Source organism: Streptomyces sp. YGL11-2, from assembly GCF_050054615.1.
Classification (GTDB): domain Bacteria; phylum Actinomycetota; class Actinomycetes; order Streptomycetales; family Streptomycetaceae; genus Streptomyces.
On the sequence record NZ_JBNHIN010000057.1, the window covers coordinates 26,462 to 44,773 of the forward strand.

The following is an 18,312-nucleotide window of genomic DNA, read 5'->3' on the forward strand; positions in this document are numbered from 1 at the left end:
TGCTCGCACCCCCTACGGGTTTTGTTCCAGCAGCCCTGGGGAACGTCCGCCCCCAGCAGGTTCACCCGCCCAGCTCGCCCAATCGCCCCGCCAGCCGCTCCGCCTCATCAGGGCTGTGCGGCAGGTGAGCCGCCCGGGAACGCTCGTAGAACTCCAGGGCGGCATCCGTATCGCCATTGTGCTGGGCACTCCGGCCGAGCAGTTCCAAGGCCCTGGCCCGCCAGTGAGCCGCTCCCGACGCCTCGAACACGGCCAGCGCCTCCCGGAGTTCACCGATGCCTCGCTCGTAGGCGTCGGCCCCGGCGTCTGCGGCCCGCTTCCCCGGGCTTGCGGCCAGTGCGTGCGCGTATCCGAGGAAGGCCAGCGCCCGCGCCGCGTCGTACGGGTCCCGTATCTCGGTCAGCAAGGTGTGCGCCTGGGAGAAGCAGCCGACGGCGCGTTCGATGTCATCGTCCTCCAGGGCGATCTCACCGACGATGATCCGGGACAGCGCGGCACCGCGCTGATAGCCGCAGCTCTCCCACACCGTGATGGCCTGGGAGAGGTACGAGACGGCCTGCCCGGTGCGGCCCGCCTCGCGATGGCACGTGCCCAGGCCGTGCAGCGCCTGTCCTTCGTCTCGCACGTCGCCGGCCTCGCGCGCGGCGATCAGGGACCGGTGGTACCAGTCGATGGCGTCGTCGATGCGATGCGCGCTGGTGAAGCCGATGGCGCCGGAGTTGAGCATCTGGCGCTCTGCGGCCCGGTCACCGGCGCGTTCCGCGGCGACAAGTCCCAGTTCATGGGCCTCGATCCACAGGCCGTAGTGTCTCAGCCGCAGAAACAGCGGCCACATCGCGTCGACGATCTGCCAGCCCGTGTCGTACCAGCCCTGACCGGTCGCGGTGCGGACGGCTTCCAGCAGGTCCAGCCGGCGCGCGGCCAACCACTCCAGCGCCCCGGTCTCATCGTCGAACGGGAGCGGGAGACCGTCGGGCCAGAAGGCGAAGTCCCGCCGTAGGGTGAGCTGAATGGGCGTCAGCAGCCGCTGGGCCTCAGTGGCGGTCGCCAGGTACCAGTCGCACGCACGGCGCAGGGTCTCCCTGCGGCCGCCGTCCGTCTCGTCCAGGAAACCGCGCTCGCGCGCATGGAGCCGCACCAGATCATGGAAGCGATAGGCGTCGAGCCCGGACTCCTCGATCAGATTGGCCTCAAGCAGCGCGTCGATCAGCCGCTCGGCCACCCGCATGGGCACCCCGCAGACCGCCGCCGCGCTGCGTACTTCGAATACCCGCACCGGCAGCAGGCCCCAGCGCCGGTACAGCCGCGCGGCGCCCTCCGACAGGACCGCATACGAGCCGTCCAGTCCGCTGCGTACCGCCTTTTCCCCTTCCACTGTCAGCTCCTCCAGGCGATCGCGGTCCTCGGCGAGCGCCTCGACCAGGGCGCGCAGCGGCTGCTTGGGCCGCGCTGCGAGACGCGCGGCGGCCAGGCATACGGCCAGGGGGAGGCCGGCGCACAGCAGAACCACCTCGCGAGCCGCCGCGGCCTCGTTCTGCACCCGTTCCCGACCCACCCCACGCGACAGGAGTTCCTCGGCCGCTGCCGGGTCCAAGACGCCCAGGTGGTACACCCGAGCGCCGTCCACGCCCAGTCCAGTCAGCCGGTTTCTGCTGGTCACGACGGTGAGGCCGCGTCTCCCGCCGGGCAGGATGGGCCGGACCTGGGCCGCGGACAGAACGTTGTCGATCACTATGCCGATCCGGAGGTCCGCGGTGACCGAGCGCCAGAGAGCGGCTTGTTCGGCCAGCTCGGCCGGGACCGGACCCACTCCGAGGGCCCGTAAGAACTGGCCGAGGACCTCTCCGGGCTCAGCGGGCCCCTCGGGGGAGTGCCCGCGCAGGTCGGCGTAGAGATGGCCGTCCGGATACGCCTCGTCGGTCTCGCGCAGCCACCGTGTCACCAACGCCGTCTTCCCGACGCCGGCAGGACCGCTGACCACTATCAGCGGCGGTGAGTGTCCATCGTGCCGGGAGCGCAGATCGTCCAGGGCCGCCAGGTCGTCGGAGCGTCCCATGAAATGGGCAGTGAGGGGCGGGAGTTGACGTGGGACCGGAAGGGGCGGCCGTTGCTCGGCGCCATGGAGATGGATGCCGCCGGTGACCTCTCTCGCCTGGATGACGGGGCCGTTGAGCTGTGCCTCGCCGCCGACCACGTTCCCGTCCCGACGCATCCGCCCCCCTGTTCCACCAACCCCCACTACCGATCACCTCTGCATCAAAAAGTGGATCGACTCGCTCACAGATCGCTCATGACTGGGTGATCGGTCGCACATTGACCGGAGGGGAACTACCCATCAAGTACGGCACAGAGACCGTGACATAGAGCGATGGCATAGGATTCGGCCATTGCGCCAGGCCCTCTGGCCCCTCTTTTGTGACCCCTGTCATAGTCGTCAACGGCGGGGTGTGCGCTGTCAGGGGGAGGCGCTGGTGGAAATCCAAGTGCTCGGCCCGGTCGGGCTCGTGGCACAAAGTCGCTGTTGCGGCCTCGGTTCGGACAAAGAACGTCTGATCCTGGCCTCACTCGCTCTGGAAGCCGGCCGTCCGGTCTCGCTGGATGCGCTCGTCGGCCGCCTCTGGGAGGGCGATCCGCCGGCCAACGACCGTAAGAACGTGCACGTTTACGTATCGCGGATCCGCAAGGCGCTGCGCGAGTACGGCGCCGGACCCGACGTACCGCATATCTCACATCACGCGCACACCTACGCGCTGCGCGTGGACGCGGGCTCGATCGACTGGCACCGCTTCCAGCACCTGACCTCCGAGGCTCACTCCACAGCGGACGGCGGGGACACCAAGGCCGCCATCGACCTCCTGCACCAGGCCGACGATCTCTGGCGTGGCGACGCGCTCGCCGGACTGCCCGGGCTGTGGCCCGAGCGCACACGAAGGAAGCTCGCCCAGCGGCGCCTTGGCGTCACGTCCTCTCGGATCGCCCTCGAACTGCGGCTGCACCGTTTCGCCGACGTCGTCGGGGACCTGGCCGACCTGGTGGACCAACACCCCGACGATGAAACGCTGATCGGCCACCTCATGGTCGCCTACTACGGATGTGGACGGCATGCCGACGCCCTCCGCGTCTACCAGGTCGCCTTACGCAGACTGCGCGCCGAATTAGGCACGGAGCCGGGTGAGGAACTGGCGCGGATCCATCAGCGCATCCTCCGGCGCGCGCCGGTGCAGGACCTGCTTCCCGGGAGCGCGCAGTCCACCGGGTCCACGGGGCCCGCAGGGCCCGCAGGGCCCGCCATGTCCCTCGCATCCGTCGCATCCGCCGGCGCCATCGCGGCCACCGGGTCCGTCGCGGCCACCTCCGGCGCCGTACCGCCCGTAGCGATGCCCGCACCGCACAATCTGCCCAGGCAATCCGCTCTCGTCGGACGGCAGGCGGAGCTACGGCGGCTGAGCAAGGCCGTCGAAGCGGTTGCCGACCACGGGTCGGTGGTCACCCTGGAATCAATCTCTGGGATGGCCGGGATCGGCAAGACGGCGCTAGCGATCAATGCCGCGCGACACATGGGCGACCGGTTCCCCGACGGGCAGCTCTATCTCGATCTCCGCGCCCACGCGCGCGTACAGGAACCGCTGGAAACCGGCCAGGCGCTCGCCATGCTGCTGCGCCTGCTGGGCGTTCCGGTCGACGCCATCCCTGCCGACATCGAGGAACGCACCGCACTGTGGCGCACCATCCTGGCCCGCCGGCGCGTGATCCTCGTCCTGGACGATGCCGCCTCGCCCTCCCAGGTCATCCCCCTCCTCCCCAGTGACTCCCCCAGCCTGGCGATCGTCACGAGCCGACGACACCTGGCCGGCCTGCCCGGCGCCCACTCGCTGGCTCTGGACGTACTGCCGTCACAGGACGCGATTGCGCTCTTCCTGCAGTTCGCCGGGGAACATCGCAGCCAGGACATCAGGGAAGTCGCGCAAATCGTCCATCTTTGCGGGCATTTGCCGCTGGCGATCGAGTTGGTCGCCAACCGCTTCAGCGCCCACCCATCATGGACGCTGGCCACCCTCCGCGAGCGCCTCACACGTGGTTCGGGACGGCTGGCAGAAATCCGGGACGGCTACCACGAAATAGGCCGCGCATTCGAAATCTCGTACCAAACGCTGACGCCCGGCCAGCGGTCCGCATTCCGCCTTCTCGGACTGCATTTGGGATCGGAGTTCGGACCATACGCGGCTGCCGCCCTGCTGAACCGGTCACTGGAGGCAACCGAGCGGCTTCTTGAAGCATTACTACAGTGCCATCTGCTGCAGGAACCCGCCCCTCACCGGTACCGGTTTCATGATCTTCTGGGTGAGTACGCGCGTGCCCTGGCCAACTCCAAGGACGGCGACGCTGAGCGGTGTAATGCCCTCAACCAATTGACCGATTTCTATCTGTGCACCGCGTCACGGGCCGATGCCCTGATCTACCCTCAGCGTCTGCGCTTGGTCCATGAACTCGCCCCAGGACCTTGGCCTTTGCCTCCCTTCAGGGATGTTGATGACGCCCGGTCATGGCTGAGCCTCGAACGCGCCAACCTCCTCACCACGGAGCACTACAACCGCGTTCACAGCTCCCCCGGGCACGCCGCCCAGCTCTGTCACGTACTGGCCGGCTTCCTCGACTCCGAATGCCACTGGACGCACGCCGACCGACTGCACGAACACGCCGTCAGCCACTGGCAGCGCACCGATGACCAGCGCGCACTCTGCCTCGCCCTGCTGGATCTAGGCGGCGCGCACGCACAGACCGGCCACTACCCGCAGGCCGAGGAAGCCTGTCACCGCGCACTGGAACTGGCCCGCGCCCTGGGCGACCCGGATGCGGAGAGCGAGGCGCTGCGCGCGCTCGGCGTGCTCGACTGGAATCGCGGAAAGTACCGGACGGCCCTGGACTTCTACTTGCAGGCGCTGGCCGTACAGAATGAATCCGGAAACTCCGCGAACCGCGCCAAGAACGTGAACAACATCGCCATCGCCCTGCTGCACCTGGGTGAGTACCAAAAGGCGCAGGAGCGTTTCCTGGAAGCCATTGACGAATCCCAGCGGGCGGGCGACACAAGGACCGTCGGCAAAACGAAGAATAACCTGGGCGACCTCCATGTACGCATGGGAAATATCTCATTCGCTCGACGGTACATCGAAGAAGCACTCGACATCGCCAAGGAAATCAGAAACCCGCATGACGAAGCGATAGCCCGGTTCAACCTCGCAGAGGTTATGGCGCTCGCCGGAAACGCCAAGGAAGCATCAAGGCTCTACCGGGACTGCCTCCTCGATTTTCAGCGACTCGGTGACCGCAAGAACGAGGCCAACGGACTCATCGGCCTCGGCACCGCCCAGCACAACCTGGGGCGCTTCCCCGAGGCCATGGACTACCACACCCGGGCGCTTGACCTCGCACGTAGCATCGGCGCCCGATACGAGGAGTGCCGCGCCCTGCGCCACCTGGGGAACGCGGAGGCCGCCATGCGACAGCTGCGGCCGGCCGCCGAGCACTTCGAGTCCGCGCTCCTCTTGGCTCGCTGCACCCAGGATCCCGAGGAAACCGGGCGAGCATTGGAAGCCCTGGCGGAAATCCGGCACGGTGAGGGCGCCCTCGATACAGCTCAAACGCTCTGGCAAGATGCGCTTGGCATATTCCGCGAGCTAGGCGACGAGGGCGCGGCCGCGCGCGTGAGCGGCCGGCTGCAGCAGACCTGGAATGGGACGACGGACTGAGCCTCAAAGGTTCTCCCCAGGACCTATACAACCCGGATTCGCAATGCCGTTCAGCCCGGTGTAGCGTCGCTCAAACATTCAGCAATTCTCCGCCCCCATTAGCCGTGGCTGCAAATGTACGCACGAGTACAGGGGCACAAATGAAGTAAGGCTAACCTCATGACGCGTGCTGCCTTTATCGGCCTGCTCGCCCTGATCCCGACGGTGGCGATGGCCGCCGCCCAAGTGCCCTCCACGACCCACCCATCTACAACCGTCATCCCTTCCACATCACACACCCGCGCCGCCGACGAAACTTCCACCGCTACTGCACCGACTATCTGCAACCCGTCCGTCAGGCAGGACGCCTAAAGAAATCATCGGCGCGGGGGGGGGGGGGGGGGGGGGGGGGGGGGGGGGGGGGGGGGGGGGGGGGGGGGGGGGGGGGGGGGGGGGGGGNCTGCACCGACTATCTGCAACCCGTCCGTCAGGCAGGACGCCTAAAGAAATCATCGGCGCGGGCCCCGCCAGGACCGAGGTCCTGGCGGGGCCCGCGCCCTCTAGTGCCACATCAGGCAACGTTCGCCCTGTCGACGACTTGGCGTAGGCGTTCGTCGGTGGCGTGGCGGTTTCGCCAGAGGATGTAGCGGCGGATCATGCTGCCCCGCCCCTTGTGGCTGGCGTGGTCGGTGCCATCCAGAGCGAAGTAACGCAGGGCGGTGAACTGGGCTTCGATGCGGTCGAGCCAGGAGTTGTTGGTCGGCGTGTAGGCGATCTCGACGTTGGTGGCCGCGGCCCAGTCACCGACTCGGGTGTCCATCTTCGTGGTCAAGTGCGGGGAGAAGTTGTCGAGCACGATCGCGATGCGGATCTCGGGCGGGCAGAGGCTGCGGAGGTAGCGGCAGAACTCCAAGAATCTCGTGCGGTTCTTCTTCGGCTTGATGTGCCCGTAATGCTTGTCTTTGCCCAGGTCGGAGGCGGCGCACAGGTGCCGGACCCCGTGCGGGCGGGCGTAGGTCGCCCGGCATCGGGGCCGGGGTTCCCGGTCGGGGTCCTTGTGCCGTCCTCCGCGCTCGGTCCACTGCCGTCCAGGGTGGGGCTGTAGGTTGGGCGGGCCGAACTCATCCATGCACAAGATGACTTCGGGCTCGCCTTGCTCGGGTATGACCTCGCCGTCGGCGAGCGCGTAGAGGTGCTCGACGCGGGCCTTCTTGGCCTCATAGTTGGGGTCGCGGGAGGTCTTCCAGGTCTTTATGCGTTGAGACGACACGCCCTCTTCGCGGAGCAGGGCCCGAAGGCCCTCGTGGCTGATGTCGTCGACCATCCCCTCAGCGACCAGGAAGTCGGCCAGCTTGGCCAGGCTCCAGGTCGAAAACGGCAAGCCGTGCTCGGACGGCTTCGACTTGGCGATCTTCTTGTCTCCCGGCGTTCCGGGAGGGTGAAGGTTTTCGGTCGGCCACCCTTGTACTTGGGATAGTGCGAGGCGAAGCCATCGGCGTTGAAGTTGTGGAGCACGTCCCGGACCCGGTCCGCACTGCTGAACGTCAGCTCGGCGGTCTTCGCCACCGGCATGCCCTGCGCGGATAACAGCACCATCTGGGCCCTCCGCCAGGTCACCACCGAACCGGTACCTCTGCGGATGATCCGCAGCAGCCGCCTGCCCTCGTCGTCATCGATCTGCCGGACACGCACGCGTTCAGCCACGTGATCATTCTGGCCCTCCGACACCACCCCGCGCAGCAACCGGGCGACATCTCACAACAGGGCGAACGTTGTCTGATGCGGCACTAGCGGGCATCACTGACCGCCAACAGGCCGTGCTGCAACGGCAGATCGCCTCAGCTCGCCGGCATCGACGCGCAGTAGTTGTCCGTACGTCGCGCTGCCGTCAGATGAGTCCGGTAACGGCCAGGCATCCGCCAACCCCCCGCTTCCCATGGCTCGTTCTCTTCTCCGATGGCAGTGACATGCGCAAGCCGTGGGGTATATGGTTCCGGCCACCTGTTACCCACGGTGCATCTAAGGCCAATGCTTGATGGCTGAAGTGATCCAGGGTCAGTTCCTTACCCCCCTCACGCTTTGTCGGCGTGCACCGAAGTCGGCTGTGCACGCCATAGGAAGGCACGCCCATGTCCCGAATACGGTCCCGGAAACGGGTTCCCAGATCTGCCGCTCTGATCGCGATGACAGGTGCAGGCGCCTGCCTGGCAGCCGTCGTCATGCCGTCCGCGTTCGCTGGCAGCTCCCCTCAGGCCCACGCCCCCACACCGGCCGGCACCTGCACGATCCGCCCTGCGGAGAAGAACTCCGAGGCGCCGCTGAGCTGTCTCGGCGTCACCGCATCCCTCGACCACCTCCCCGCCGTCGGCGAGCAGGCCACCCTCACCGTGGACGTCAAGGCGCAGACCGACGTCAAGCGCGCCGGCCTGTCCCTCCAACTGCCGCCCGCGCTCCGGATATCCGACGGCAAAGGCTCCGGCCTCGCCGCGCCCACCACGGACACCTTCGGCCAGCGCACCAGCCGCACCCTTGCCCTCACCCCCGGCACCCAGACCGTCAAGCTCAAGGTCAAGGCGGTCGCCGCCGGAGCCGCCCAGATCCAGGCGGACATCAGCGACATCGACCACCCCGACCCCCGCCGCGCCGGACACGACTCGGTCGAACTCACCGTCGGCAAGACCAACGGCTCCTCCGACAAGGGCATATCGGTCACCAAAGCCCGCCCGGCCCCGGTCCACCATCCCGCGCCCGGCGCTCGCAAGGAACGCCCGGTCACCCCCAAGGCACCTGCCCCCGCCCCGGCCCGCGCCTCGGCCGCCTCCGGCCCGGCCACCCCGCGCACAGGCAGCCCGGCCGGGGACTCCTCGCAGGTCTGCGTCACCGGCACCTTCCGCAACCGCTTCCAGTCCGCCGAGGGCGGCAGTTGGAACGGCAAGGCCAACCGGGACGAGCCGGTCCACAACGCCAACGTCACCCTGTGGGGCCAGCCCACCGCCAACAGCGGTACGCAGAAGCTCGCCACGGGAATGACCGGCAACAAAGACGGCAGCTTCAACCTCTGCTACACCCCCACCACCTCCGTCACCTCCAAGGTCTGGGCGGAGTTCCAGACCCAGGCAGGCCAGTCGTGGTCCGTGGTCGACGGCAACGGCCGCCTCTACACCACCGCCACCTACTCTCAGGGCAACGTCTCGGGCAGCACCAGCCTGGGCAACGTGTACGCCAACGAAGGGCAGGGCCGTGCCTGGCACGCCCTCGACACCCTCAACAAGCTGTGGTGGGACCGNCTACACCACCGCCACCTACTCTCAGGGCAACGTCTCGGGCAGCACCAGCCTGGGCAACGTGTACGCCAACGAAGGGCAGGGCCGTGCCTGGCACGCCCTCGACACCCTCAACAAGCTGTGGTGGAACCGCGGTTCCACCACCAACTGCTGGGCCAGCAGCCAGCAGGACGGCCACTGCACGCCGATCACCGTCCAGTGGTACCCCGGCTCCACCGACGGCACCTACTGGTCGCCCAACGAGGACAAGATCCACCTCGCGGACAACGACCCCGACGCCGAGCACACCGTCGTCCACGAGTCAGGCCACGCCCTCATGGGCAAGCTCTACAAGGGCTGGTGGCCGAACGTGAGCAACTGCTCGCCCCACTACGTCAGCCGCACCTCCTCCACCAGCTGCGGCTGGACCGAGGGCTTCGCCAACGCGGTGGCGTTCCACACGTTCAACGACACCACCTACTACTGGGGCAACGGCAGCTCCCAGAATCTCGCCAACGACCGCTCCACGACCGGCATCGACCCGGGCGACGCCTGTGAGGCCCGCGTCGCCACCGCGCTGGTCGACCTGTGGTCCCAGGTCGACGGCGGCTGGGCCAAGAGCAACACCATGATGACCAAGACCCAGCAGTCCAGCTTCCGCGAGTACTTCGTCAACGACCGACCCGACTACGGCCTGGACAGCGGCACCAAGGCCCGAAACATCCTCTACAACCACACCATCCAATACTGATCAACCAACACCTGCATGGCCCGGGCCGGTCGACGGCCCGGGCCATGCGCGTACGCCGCGACCTCGGTGAGGGCCACCAGCGCGTACCCCTGCCGCCTGAGGACCGGCCGCGAGTACTCCGATGGCGATGCCCACCAGTGCGCAGGTGAGCTGAGCTTCCAGGCCCAGGAGGAGCCGTGCCGTTTGCCGAGAGCGGCACCTTGATGGAGCGGCCTGAACTGATGACGACGATTGCCCGCTGCGGCGCGTCGTCCAAGCTCATCAGCGCGATGGTCAGCCACGTCGAGCCGACGAACAGGGCGCCGGCGGACGATGCGTAGGCGGGGGCCAGGGGCGCCCGCAAAGCGGGCACCGTGTGCGATAGGTGTGTTCGTGGGGACGTGAACCGTATGCACATGCCGGTGATGCGGGGTGAGTTGCGGCTGCTGTGACTGCGGGAACGCGTCCCGGGCACCTTCAGCCGCAGCGGCCCGCTGTCCGTCGCTGGGGCAGGCCGGCCAAGGGTGTCGTCCGCCGTCGACCGGTGGCCCCGGCTCTGCGGACGGGCGATGACCTAACAGGCGTCGGCAGTGGTCTCGGTGGTGGTGCTCTCCGTCATGGCTGGTGGCCATGGTCTGCCGGAAGCTCGGCCTGCGGGGCACGGCGACCGACGGCGTCCTCACCGCCCGGCGCAAGGACGAGTGCCGGGCGGCCCTGGAGCAGGCGGGGCTCGCCTCCGCGCGCTACGCGCCGGCCGAGACCGAGGAGACCGGGTATCCGGTGATCCTGAAGCCGCCGTCGGGCGCGGACCGTCTGCTCTCCTATGTGGTGGGGCGGGCCACCGAGGCCGCCGCCTGCTGCCAGGGGATGCTGACCGGTCTGGATGCGGTGCCCTCGCAGTGGCACGAACAGTTCCGGCGCGGAATCCTCGTTGAGGAGTACCTGGTCGGCACGCTGGTGTCGGTGGAACTGGGTTCCAGGGAAGGGGAGTTCTTCCCGTTCGCGGTGTCCGGCCGATTCCGCTGGGCCGAGGACGAGGTGGGGGAACTCGGCTCGTACATCCCCGCCCACCTCCCCGAGGAGCAGGCGGCCATCTGTGTGGCGTACGCGGTCGACGTGTGCCGAGCGATCGACCTGGACCTGGGCGTCTTCCATCTGGAGATCATGGTCACCGACCGCGGACCGGTTTTGGTCGAGGGCAACCCCTGAGTGATGGGAGGCACACTGCCCACCATCTACCAGCACGCCACCGGAACGGACATCTTCGCCGGCCTGCTGAGCACTCTGGAGCCCGGTGCCGAGGTGGCGCTGCCCGGCGCACTCACGGGCTGCGTCGGCGGGCGGAAGATGGCCCGCGACGGCGGCACGATCTCCGCCGGGGCGCCGCTGGAGTGGATCGCCGACGTTCCGGGCGTCCTTGAGGTCATCGGCTTCGACAACCACGGGACCGGGCCCGGTCAGCGGGTGTCCGCCGGGCAGATCGTGGCCCGCTTCATGCTGCGCGGCGCGGACCATCCGTCCGTGGTGCGGACAGCCGAGCAGATCCTGCGGCGTTTGGAAGAGAATCTCGGAATTGCCCTGATCATCGGCGAGAAGGACTGACCGTGCCCTCTGCTCCCGTCTCCTCCCCCGCTGCGTCCTCCCCCACGGGGGAGCTTCCCGGCTCCCTCGACGGGCCGCGGCTCGCCGGTGCGGCCGCGGAGTACGGCACCCCGCTGTGGGTGTACGACGCCGAAACGATCCGCGCGCAGATCGCCCGGCTGCGCCGGTTCGACGTGATCCGCTTCGCCCAGAAAGCCTGCTCGAACCTGCACATCCTGCGTTTGATGCGCGAGGAGGGCGTGCTGGTCGATGCGGTGTCGGAGGGCGAGATCGAGCGTGCGCTCGCGGCCGGCTACCAGGTCGAGGGAGCGAACGAGCCCATCGTCTTCACCGCCGACCTGCTGAACCGGTCCACGCTGCGCCGCGTCGTCGAACTGGGCATCCCGGTCAACGCCGGCTCGCCGCAGATGCTCGACCAGGTGGGCGCGGCCGCCCCCGGCCACCCGGTCTGGATCCGGGTCAACCCCGGCTTCGGCCATGGGCACAGCCGCAAGACCAACACCGGTGGCGAACACAGCAAGCACGGCATCTGGCACGAGCACCTGGAAGAGAGTCTCGCGCTGGTCGACCAGCACGGGCTCGACCTCGTCGGCCTGCACATGCACATCGGCTCGGGGGTGGACTACAGCCACCTGGAGTCGGTCTGCGAGACCATGGTCAAGCAGGTCAGGATGACCGGGCGGGACATCCAGGCCATCTCGGCCGGCGGCGGCCTCTCCGTGCCGTACACGCCGGGTGACCCGGAGATCGACACCGACCGCTACTTCAGGCTCTGGGACGCCGCCCGCCAGGAGCTGGCCTCCGAGTTGGGCCACCCGGTCCGGTTGGAGATCGAGCCCGGACGCTTCCTGGTCGCGGGCTCCGGCGTCCTGGCCGCCGAGGTGCGCGCACAGAAGCCCGTGGGGAGCAACTACTTCGTGCTGGTCGACGCCGGGTTCAACGACCTGATGCGGCCCGCGATGTACGGCAGCAACCATCGTGTCTCGGTCCTCGGGGCGGAGGGCGGGTTCCGTCGCGAGGAGGCCCGGGACACGGTTCTGGCCGGCCCGCTCTGCGAGTCGGGGGACGTGTTCACACAGGTCGAGGGCGGTGATGTGGAGCCCGTGCCGCTGCCCCACACCGAGATAGGTGACCTGGTGGTCTTCCACGACACCGGGGCGTACGGCGCCAGCATGTCGTCGAACTACAACTCCCGGCCGCTCATCCCGGAAGTCCTCGTCGACGGGGACGAGACCAGGCTGATCCGCCGCCGGCAGACGATCGACGAGCTGCTGGCACCGGAGCTCGATCCCGAGGTCTGACCCCGGGTGGCACCGTCAACGCCTGCGCAGGAACACCTACATGGAGATCACCACCGTAGGCAGCATCTGTCGTTGATACCCCTACCCGGGAGAGAGCCACGACGCAGGTCAATACGGGAAAGAAGCCTGTCGAGATCGAGCCTCTGGGGTGAGCATGTGGCACCCCGTGTTGCACGGCTGCCGTGTCCCCGGCGGTGTCACTGGCCGCCGGGAGCACGGCAGCCGTGATGGTGGGAACCGAAGAAACCCGGCTTCCTGCACGGAAACAGCGCCTCGGGCAGGTCGCCGGCCGCGGTCGGCTCCGTGACCGGTGCGGCCGCGGCAGCCTGGCCCTGGTCGGCCGGGACAACCTCCGACCAGGGCCAGGCCGCGTTCGCTACCGGACGGTGAGCGGAGAGCTCAGCGGGCGCTGCCGATGTTGCGGTCCGCTTCGGAGCCCTGGAGCATCAGGGTGGTCTCCTCTATGCGGCTGAAGCGGCCGTCGGATGCCAGGTCGGCGAACACGTAGACCTCGGTGAGCACGGTCGAGCCGTCCTTCTTCGTGATGTTGACCGTGTGGCGGTCGGCGTACTTGGTGCCGTCGTAGAGCTCGTCGTGGACCTCGACAGAGCCTTCGGCGACGAGCGTGCGCACGTGGGCGATGTGCTCGATGAAGCCGGCGCGGTCGGCCCACTGCCCGTCCGTGCGCTGCCGGTAGCCGGGGGCGAAGTGGCGGTCGGCGGCTTCTTCGACGGTGATGTCGGTGTTGAAGATCAGGTCGGTGAGGGCGGCGGCGACGCCAGTGGGGTTCATGGGGGATTCCTTTCACGGTGAACACCGGGTAAGTGCGTGCGCTGCGCACGCTTCTTTTGACTGTAGCACCACATGCGTGCGCAGCGCACGCTACTGTGGGGGTATGGAGAACGAGGTAGGACATGAGATCGCCGATGCGCTGGGCATCCTGCTCAAACGCACCACCCGCGCCCAGCTGCACAAGCACCTGACCGAGGGCATGGGGGAGGCAGTGGACGAGCTGACCTACCCGATCCTCAGCGCACTGGCCAGGACCGGCCCCNATGCGCTGGGCATCCTGCTCAAACGCACCACCCGCGCCCAGCTGCACAAGCACCTGACCGAGGGCATGGGGGAGGCAGTGGACGAGCTGACCTACCCGATCCTCAGCGCACTGGCCAGGACCGGCCCCCGCAGTGCCGCCGACCTGGCTCCGGACGCCGGACTCGACCGCTCCGGCGTCACCCGCCGCGCCTCCCGCCTGGAGGCTGCCGGACTCATCCGCCGCGAACCGGACCCCACCGACCGTCGCGCATCCCTGCTGGTCCTCACCGACGAGGGAGAACACACCGTGGCCGAACTACGCGAGCGCCTGGCCGCCCACATCGCGGCGAGTCTCAACTCCTGGCCCCCCGGGGACGCCCGGACCTTCGCCCGCCACCTCCGCCGTTTCATCACCGAAGGCCCCTTCGTATAGCCGCCTCACACCACCGGGCCTTCGCCGTCCAGTTGAGGCGCCGGCTCGATTCCGGCGTCGCGGTCGGAGTGTCCATGTGCGGCTCCGTCAACTGAAGCGCGCTACTGCGCCGACCCATGGGCTCACCCGCCGGCGTGTCCGGTTGATCACCCGAGCGGTTGGTCGGGTGCAGGAGGAGTTGCCCGCTGTGCGGGCAGTCCACGACCGTGACGGCGACGGTCAGGCCGTTGGCGCCGGGTGCGGGGACGCCGACGGGAACAGCGGCATTCGTCAAGGCAACATCAGGGAGCCGGGAAAGTCACCAACGCCCGCGCGAAGGGGCCGTTGGCCGGGCGGTGTTGGCCGGGCGGTGACGCGACCCGCCCGGCGCCGCGTCGTGCACGCCGGGAGAATCACCGCCGTGTCGTGCACGCCGGGAGAATGACCCTTGCTTGTGCGAGCCCGGAGTCTGGTTCGCCGTCGGTATCCTGGTCGTCGCCGCGTCGACGCCCTGGCACGCGAACACCGCGACCGCCAACAGCTTTCCACGGCCAGCAGAACGGTTCCCAGTCAGTCCTGCGCGGATCGCATCGTCTCTCCCGTCGTGAAGAAGTGCCGGGTTCCGTCTCCACGAAGCCGCGCCCCGCCGGTTCACCCGGTGACCGCTCAACACAGGTGCCGCTCCTCGCCTTTGACGTCACTGCACGTGCGGATTCCCCTCGGCCGGCGAGAACTTCGTTGATCACGCACAGGTCGATGGTGGCCAGTTCCGGAGCTGAGGGTCCGCGGCGGGTGAACGGCTTCCGGCCAAGGGGGAGCGGCGGTGCGGGGCCGGCAATAAACCTTCACAGCTCATGGCGTGCGGGAGGGATGGGGACGTGGCCACGGACCGCACGGAGCTCGTCGAACCACCAGAACCGGAGCGCCTCGCACTGCTCACCGACGTCACCGAGGGCATCGCCGTCGCACTGGCCAGCATCTCCTTGGGCCGGGGCGAGCGGATCCTCGATACCGACCATGGGTACGGCGTGGTCGCCGAAGCTGCTCGGCGGCACGCCGCCGAGCAGGGGCCGAACTGGCCGTGGCCCGGCTGGCGCTGCACGCCCCGACGAGGCGGCTGTGTCCGGGACACCGTACTGCCCGCTGTGGACGACCGCACTTGAGTCGCCGTCCTCGACCTGGTGGGCCCGCACACCGCCCGCCGGATCGCCGCGCCCGAAATACTCACCGAGCTCAACGCCCGTGGCGCGGTCACCCTCGTGGACGCCGCGCACGCTCCCGGCATGCCGGCGGCCGACATCGGCGGTGCCGACTTCTGGCTCGGAAACCTGCACAAGTGGGCCTTCGCACCGCGCGCAGCCGCGGTGCTGGCGGTCGGCCAGGAGTGGCTTCCCCGCGTCCGCCCACTCACCGTCTCCTGGGAGCACACGCGGGGCTTCCCCCCGGCGTCGAATGGCGTGGGACTTGCGACTAACGGCACAGGGTGCGCAGGGCGGTGAGGCAGTCCGCGGCCCGGCGCTGCGGGTCGGCGTCGGTGCTGGCCCAGGCGATCCGGGCGTCGGGCCGGATCAGGACTGCGGTGACGTCCCGCCAGATCGGGTCCGCCGCTTCGGTGTTGACGGTGGCTGCCCGCTGTTCCAGATCACTCGCGGGGCACGGCGTCCGCGTCCCGCCGAGGTCCAGCAGCAATGGCCGGCCGTGGTGCATCAAGGGGTGGGCGGTGGGTGCCTGTGCCGTGTCCAGGGCGAGGCCGGCCAGGCGGGTGCCGTTCAGCGGGTGCGCGCCGGGTGCGGTGTCGGCGGGGAGCGGGTCGTCGAAGCCGGCGATCCGGCGGGCCCACTGGCGGTTGGTCTGCGGTTCGGCCAGCGCAGCGGACCAGACCTCGCGCAGCGCGATCTGCTCCGGGCTCGCCGCGGCGAACAGGGCAAGCTGCGCGCGGGTGTTGTTGATGACGGCGCGGGCGGCCGGCCGGCGCTCCGTGTCGTAGCTGTCGAGCAGTCCGTCGGGCGCCCGGCCCTGGAGGGTTGCGGCGAGCTTCCAGCCCAGGTTGGTGGCGTCCTGGATGCCGAGGTTCATGCCCTGGCCACCGGCCGGGAAGAACATGTGCGCCGCGTCCCCGGCCACCAGCACCCGTCCGGCCCGGTACCGCGCGGCCTGGCGAGTGGCGTTGCCATAGCGCGACAGCCAGCGGGGATTGCGGATGCCCAGGTCCCGCCCCAGTAGCGTGCGGGTCTGCTCGCGCACCTCCTCCAGAGTCAGCGGTTCGCCGGTGCCGTGGTGCATGGTGGCCGTCGACAGGCCCGCCAGCCGGTGGACGCCGTCGCCGATCGGGGCCGCCAGGAACGAACCGGCCGGCCCGGTGGCGGCGAGCGGCGCGGTGGGCGGATCGTCGAGTTCGACGTCGGCGAGCCACCCCGTCAGCGTGGTGTCCTGACCGGGAAAGTCGATGCCGGCCGCCTGGCGCACCGCACTGCGGGTGCCATCGCAGCCCACCACCCAGCGGGCCCGCACGGTCCGGTGGGTACCGCCGGCCCGGATCACCACCTCGACGGCGTCCGGCCCCTGGGTGAGCGAGACAACCTCCTCCCCGCGCAGCACCTGGGCGCCCACGGCAACCGCGTGCTCCTCCAGGAGCTGTTCGGTGACGGACTGACCGAGCGCCAGCATGAACGGGTGCACCGCCCCGACCGTGGAGAAGTCCAGCCGGGTGGTCGCCGCCCCGAAGTGGCCGGTCGGCACGGGGGTGCCGCGTACGATGAACCGCTCCGCGAGTCCGCGGGTGGCGAAGGTGTCCAGCGTGCCGGCCTGCATGCCGACCGCGCGCGACCGTCCGTCCGGTGCCGCCCGGCGTTCCACGACGGTCACCTCCACCCCATGCAGGCGCAACTCCGCGGCCAGCCAGAGCCCCACCGGGCCGGCCCCGGCGATGAGCACATCGAGCATGACAACCACTCCCTCTCACTCTTGTCCGTTGGACAAGAGTGAGCATGCCCTAGAATTGTCCATTGGACAACAGGGGTTGGACAACAGGGTGCGGAAGCCGACCGGAGAGGCGCATCGGATGGGTACGACACAGGACGAGATCGTCGCCGCCACGCTGGCAGTCCTCGACGAGCACGGGCTGGACGGCCTGACCATGCGCGCCGTCGCCGCCCGGCTCGGCGTGCAGCACAACACTGTGCGCTGGCACGCCTCCAGCAAGGGCCGCCTGCTCGAACTCGCCTCCGACGAACTCCTCGCGCACTGTCTCGACGAGCCGCTGCCCGAGGCGTTCCCCGACCGCCTCAAAGAGCTGAGCCGCCGCTGCCGCGCGGCGCTGCTCTCCCACCGCGACGCCGCCAGGATGGTCGCGGGCGTCTTCGCCGCCGAGCCCCACACGCTGCGCTACGCCGATACCGTGATCGCCACCCTGCTGGCGGCCGGCCACCCGCCACGCACAGCCGCGTGGACCCACTGGTCGATCTTCTACCTGACCCTGGGCCTCACCCAGGAACAGCAAGCCGCCCAAGAGACCGCACCGGCCCTCCCCCCGGACCAAGTCCCGGCCGACACCTACGCAGCCCTGGCCGCGGTCCTGCCGTACGTCGGCCCCGACAACTTCGACCAGCGCTTCGAATTCGCCCTCGACCTGATCATCGCCGGCCTTCCCCGAACCTAGAGACCAGCCGGCCAAAGCCCTACTTCCACACCAGCAGGCGTACCGGACGAAGACACTCGCGATGCGCAGTCCGGACCTGTCGGGACCGGCTGAGCTGCCCCGAGCCTGACGGACACGGCCCCCAGTACGGCGCCCCCGTGTCCGTGCCGGAATTCTGGCTCGTGAGTCAGGCCAAGGTGGGGCTCAGGGGAACTCATGGGATGTCACAATTCCCGGCGAGACGGCGTTCACCGTGATCCCCCGCGGCCCGAGTTCCCGTGACAGCGACCGGACGAACTTCTCCGCCGCGCCCTTGCTGCTCAGGTACAGCGGCGTGGTGGGCAGGCGCAGCCGGGTCCCGACCGTCGACACCGCGATGATCCGCCCACCGTCCGGGAGCCGACGACCGGCCTCGCACAGGGCCCTCTCCTCAATCGCCAGGACCACCGCACAAGCCCGCGAGATCACCCGCACCCTGCCCCAGCAGTACTCCGACGGCGTCCTGGTCGAGGATTACGGGCTGACCGCGATTGATCTTGAGGCGTGCTGGTCTGGGCGTTCGGCGGGCTGGTGGTTCAGCAATCGCTGGTCGGCCTGCTATTC

15 protein-coding genes and 1 pseudogene are annotated in these 18,312 nt (G+C 68.9%); 11 read left to right on the plus strand and 5 right to left on the minus strand.

Annotated elements, in window-relative coordinates:
- Positions 1-61: 61 nt before the first annotated feature.
- Positions 62-2,212 carry a tetratricopeptide repeat protein gene (locus ACO1BR_RS37160; RefSeq protein WP_426799527.1) on the minus strand — a complete coding sequence of 717 codons (2,151 nt, stop codon included), beginning with the start codon at positions 2,210-2,212 and terminating at the stop codon, positions 62-64.
- Between the two features lie 259 nt (positions 2,213-2,471).
- On the opposite strand from ACO1BR_RS37160, the gene ACO1BR_RS37165 reads away from it, so the two are divergent.
- Entirely contained in the window at positions 2,472-5,750 is a 3,279-nt protein-coding gene (locus ACO1BR_RS37165) for an AfsR/SARP family transcriptional regulator (RefSeq protein WP_426799528.1), read from the plus strand.
- A gap of 550 nt (positions 5,751-6,300) precedes the next feature.
- On the opposite strand, the pseudogene ACO1BR_RS37170 reads toward ACO1BR_RS37165, so the two are convergent.
- Positions 6,301-7,433, minus strand: a pseudogene (locus ACO1BR_RS37170) (IS630 family transposase).
- Between the two features lie 1,641 nt (positions 7,434-9,074).
- Here ACO1BR_RS37170 and ACO1BR_RS37175 point away from each other — a divergent pair.
- The 5 genes from ACO1BR_RS37175 to lysA all read left to right on the plus strand — a co-directional run bounded on the left by ACO1BR_RS37175 (position 9,075) and on the right by lysA (position 12,625).
- Positions 9,075-9,743 carry a metalloprotease gene (locus ACO1BR_RS37175; RefSeq protein WP_426799529.1) on the plus strand — a complete coding sequence of 223 codons (669 nt, stop codon included), beginning with the start codon at positions 9,075-9,077 and terminating at the stop codon, positions 9,741-9,743.
- A 176-nt stretch (positions 9,744-9,919) separates the two neighbouring features.
- Positions 9,920-10,063 (plus strand): hypothetical protein, encoded by a 144-nt coding sequence (locus ACO1BR_RS37180; protein ID WP_426799530.1) that lies wholly within the window; start codon positions 9,920-9,922, stop codon positions 10,061-10,063.
- 289 nt (positions 10,064-10,352) lie between these two features.
- Positions 10,353-10,931: an ATP-grasp domain-containing protein gene (locus ACO1BR_RS37185; protein WP_426799531.1), complete on the plus strand. Its 579-nt coding sequence runs from the start codon at positions 10,353-10,355 to the stop codon at positions 10,929-10,931.
- A gap of 3 nt (positions 10,932-10,934) precedes the next feature.
- The gene (locus tag ACO1BR_RS37190) at positions 10,935-11,324 is read left to right on the plus strand and encodes a hypothetical protein (RefSeq protein WP_426799532.1); all 390 of its coding nucleotides are present in this window, start codon (positions 10,935-10,937) and stop codon (positions 11,322-11,324) included.
- 2 nt (positions 11,325-11,326) lie between these two features.
- Complete coding sequence (gene lysA / locus ACO1BR_RS37195) at positions 11,327-12,625, plus strand: diaminopimelate decarboxylase (protein ID WP_426799533.1); 1,299 nt, start codon at positions 11,327-11,329, stop codon at positions 12,623-12,625.
- Positions 12,626-13,024: 399 nt separating this feature from the next.
- Here lysA and ACO1BR_RS37200 read toward each other — a convergent pair whose 3' ends face one another.
- Positions 13,025-13,417: a nuclear transport factor 2 family protein gene (locus ACO1BR_RS37200; RefSeq protein WP_159507173.1), complete on the minus strand. Its 393-nt coding sequence runs from the start codon at positions 13,415-13,417 to the stop codon at positions 13,025-13,027.
- 232 nt (positions 13,418-13,649) lie between these two features.
- Here ACO1BR_RS37200 and ACO1BR_RS37205 point away from each other — a divergent pair, with 232 nt between their 5' ends.
- The 3 genes from ACO1BR_RS37205 to ACO1BR_RS37215 all read left to right on the plus strand — a co-directional run bounded on the left by ACO1BR_RS37205 (position 13,650) and on the right by ACO1BR_RS37215 (position 15,571).
- Positions 13,650-14,093 (plus strand): MarR family winged helix-turn-helix transcriptional regulator, encoded by a 444-nt coding sequence (locus tag ACO1BR_RS37205; RefSeq protein WP_426799540.1) that lies wholly within the window; start codon positions 13,650-13,652, stop codon positions 14,091-14,093.
- Positions 14,094-14,950: 857 nt separating this feature from the next.
- Positions 14,951-15,235 carry a hypothetical protein gene (locus ACO1BR_RS37210; protein WP_426799534.1) on the plus strand — a complete coding sequence of 95 codons (285 nt, stop codon included), beginning with the start codon at positions 14,951-14,953 and terminating at the stop codon, positions 15,233-15,235.
- Positions 15,236-15,253: 18 nt separating this feature from the next.
- Positions 15,254-15,571: a hypothetical protein gene (locus tag ACO1BR_RS37215; RefSeq protein ID WP_426799535.1), complete on the plus strand. Its 318-nt coding sequence runs from the start codon at positions 15,254-15,256 to the stop codon at positions 15,569-15,571.
- Here ACO1BR_RS37215 and ACO1BR_RS37220 read toward each other — a convergent pair.
- The gene (locus tag ACO1BR_RS37220; RefSeq protein WP_426799536.1) at positions 15,543-17,015 is read right to left on the minus strand and encodes an FAD-dependent monooxygenase; all 1,473 of its coding nucleotides are present in this window, start codon (positions 17,013-17,015) and stop codon (positions 15,543-15,545) included. The genes ACO1BR_RS37215 and ACO1BR_RS37220 overlap by 29 nt on opposite strands.
- 118 nt (positions 17,016-17,133) lie before the next feature.
- Between ACO1BR_RS37220 and ACO1BR_RS37225 the strand changes: the two genes are divergently transcribed.
- Positions 17,134-17,730 carry a TetR/AcrR family transcriptional regulator C-terminal domain-containing protein gene (locus tag ACO1BR_RS37225; protein WP_426799537.1) on the plus strand — a complete coding sequence of 199 codons (597 nt, stop codon included), beginning with the start codon at positions 17,134-17,136 and terminating at the stop codon, positions 17,728-17,730.
- 183 nt (positions 17,731-17,913) lie between these two features.
- On the opposite strand, the gene ACO1BR_RS37230 is transcribed toward ACO1BR_RS37225, so the two are convergent.
- Complete coding sequence (locus tag ACO1BR_RS37230; RefSeq protein ID WP_426799538.1) at positions 17,914-18,156, minus strand: SDR family oxidoreductase; 243 nt, start codon at positions 18,154-18,156, stop codon at positions 17,914-17,916.
- Here ACO1BR_RS37230 and ACO1BR_RS37235 point away from each other — a divergent pair.
- Positions 18,047-18,312 (plus strand): hypothetical protein (locus ACO1BR_RS37235; protein WP_426799541.1); only part of this gene is annotated, 266 nt, incomplete at its 3' end. The genes ACO1BR_RS37230 and ACO1BR_RS37235 overlap by 110 nt on opposite strands.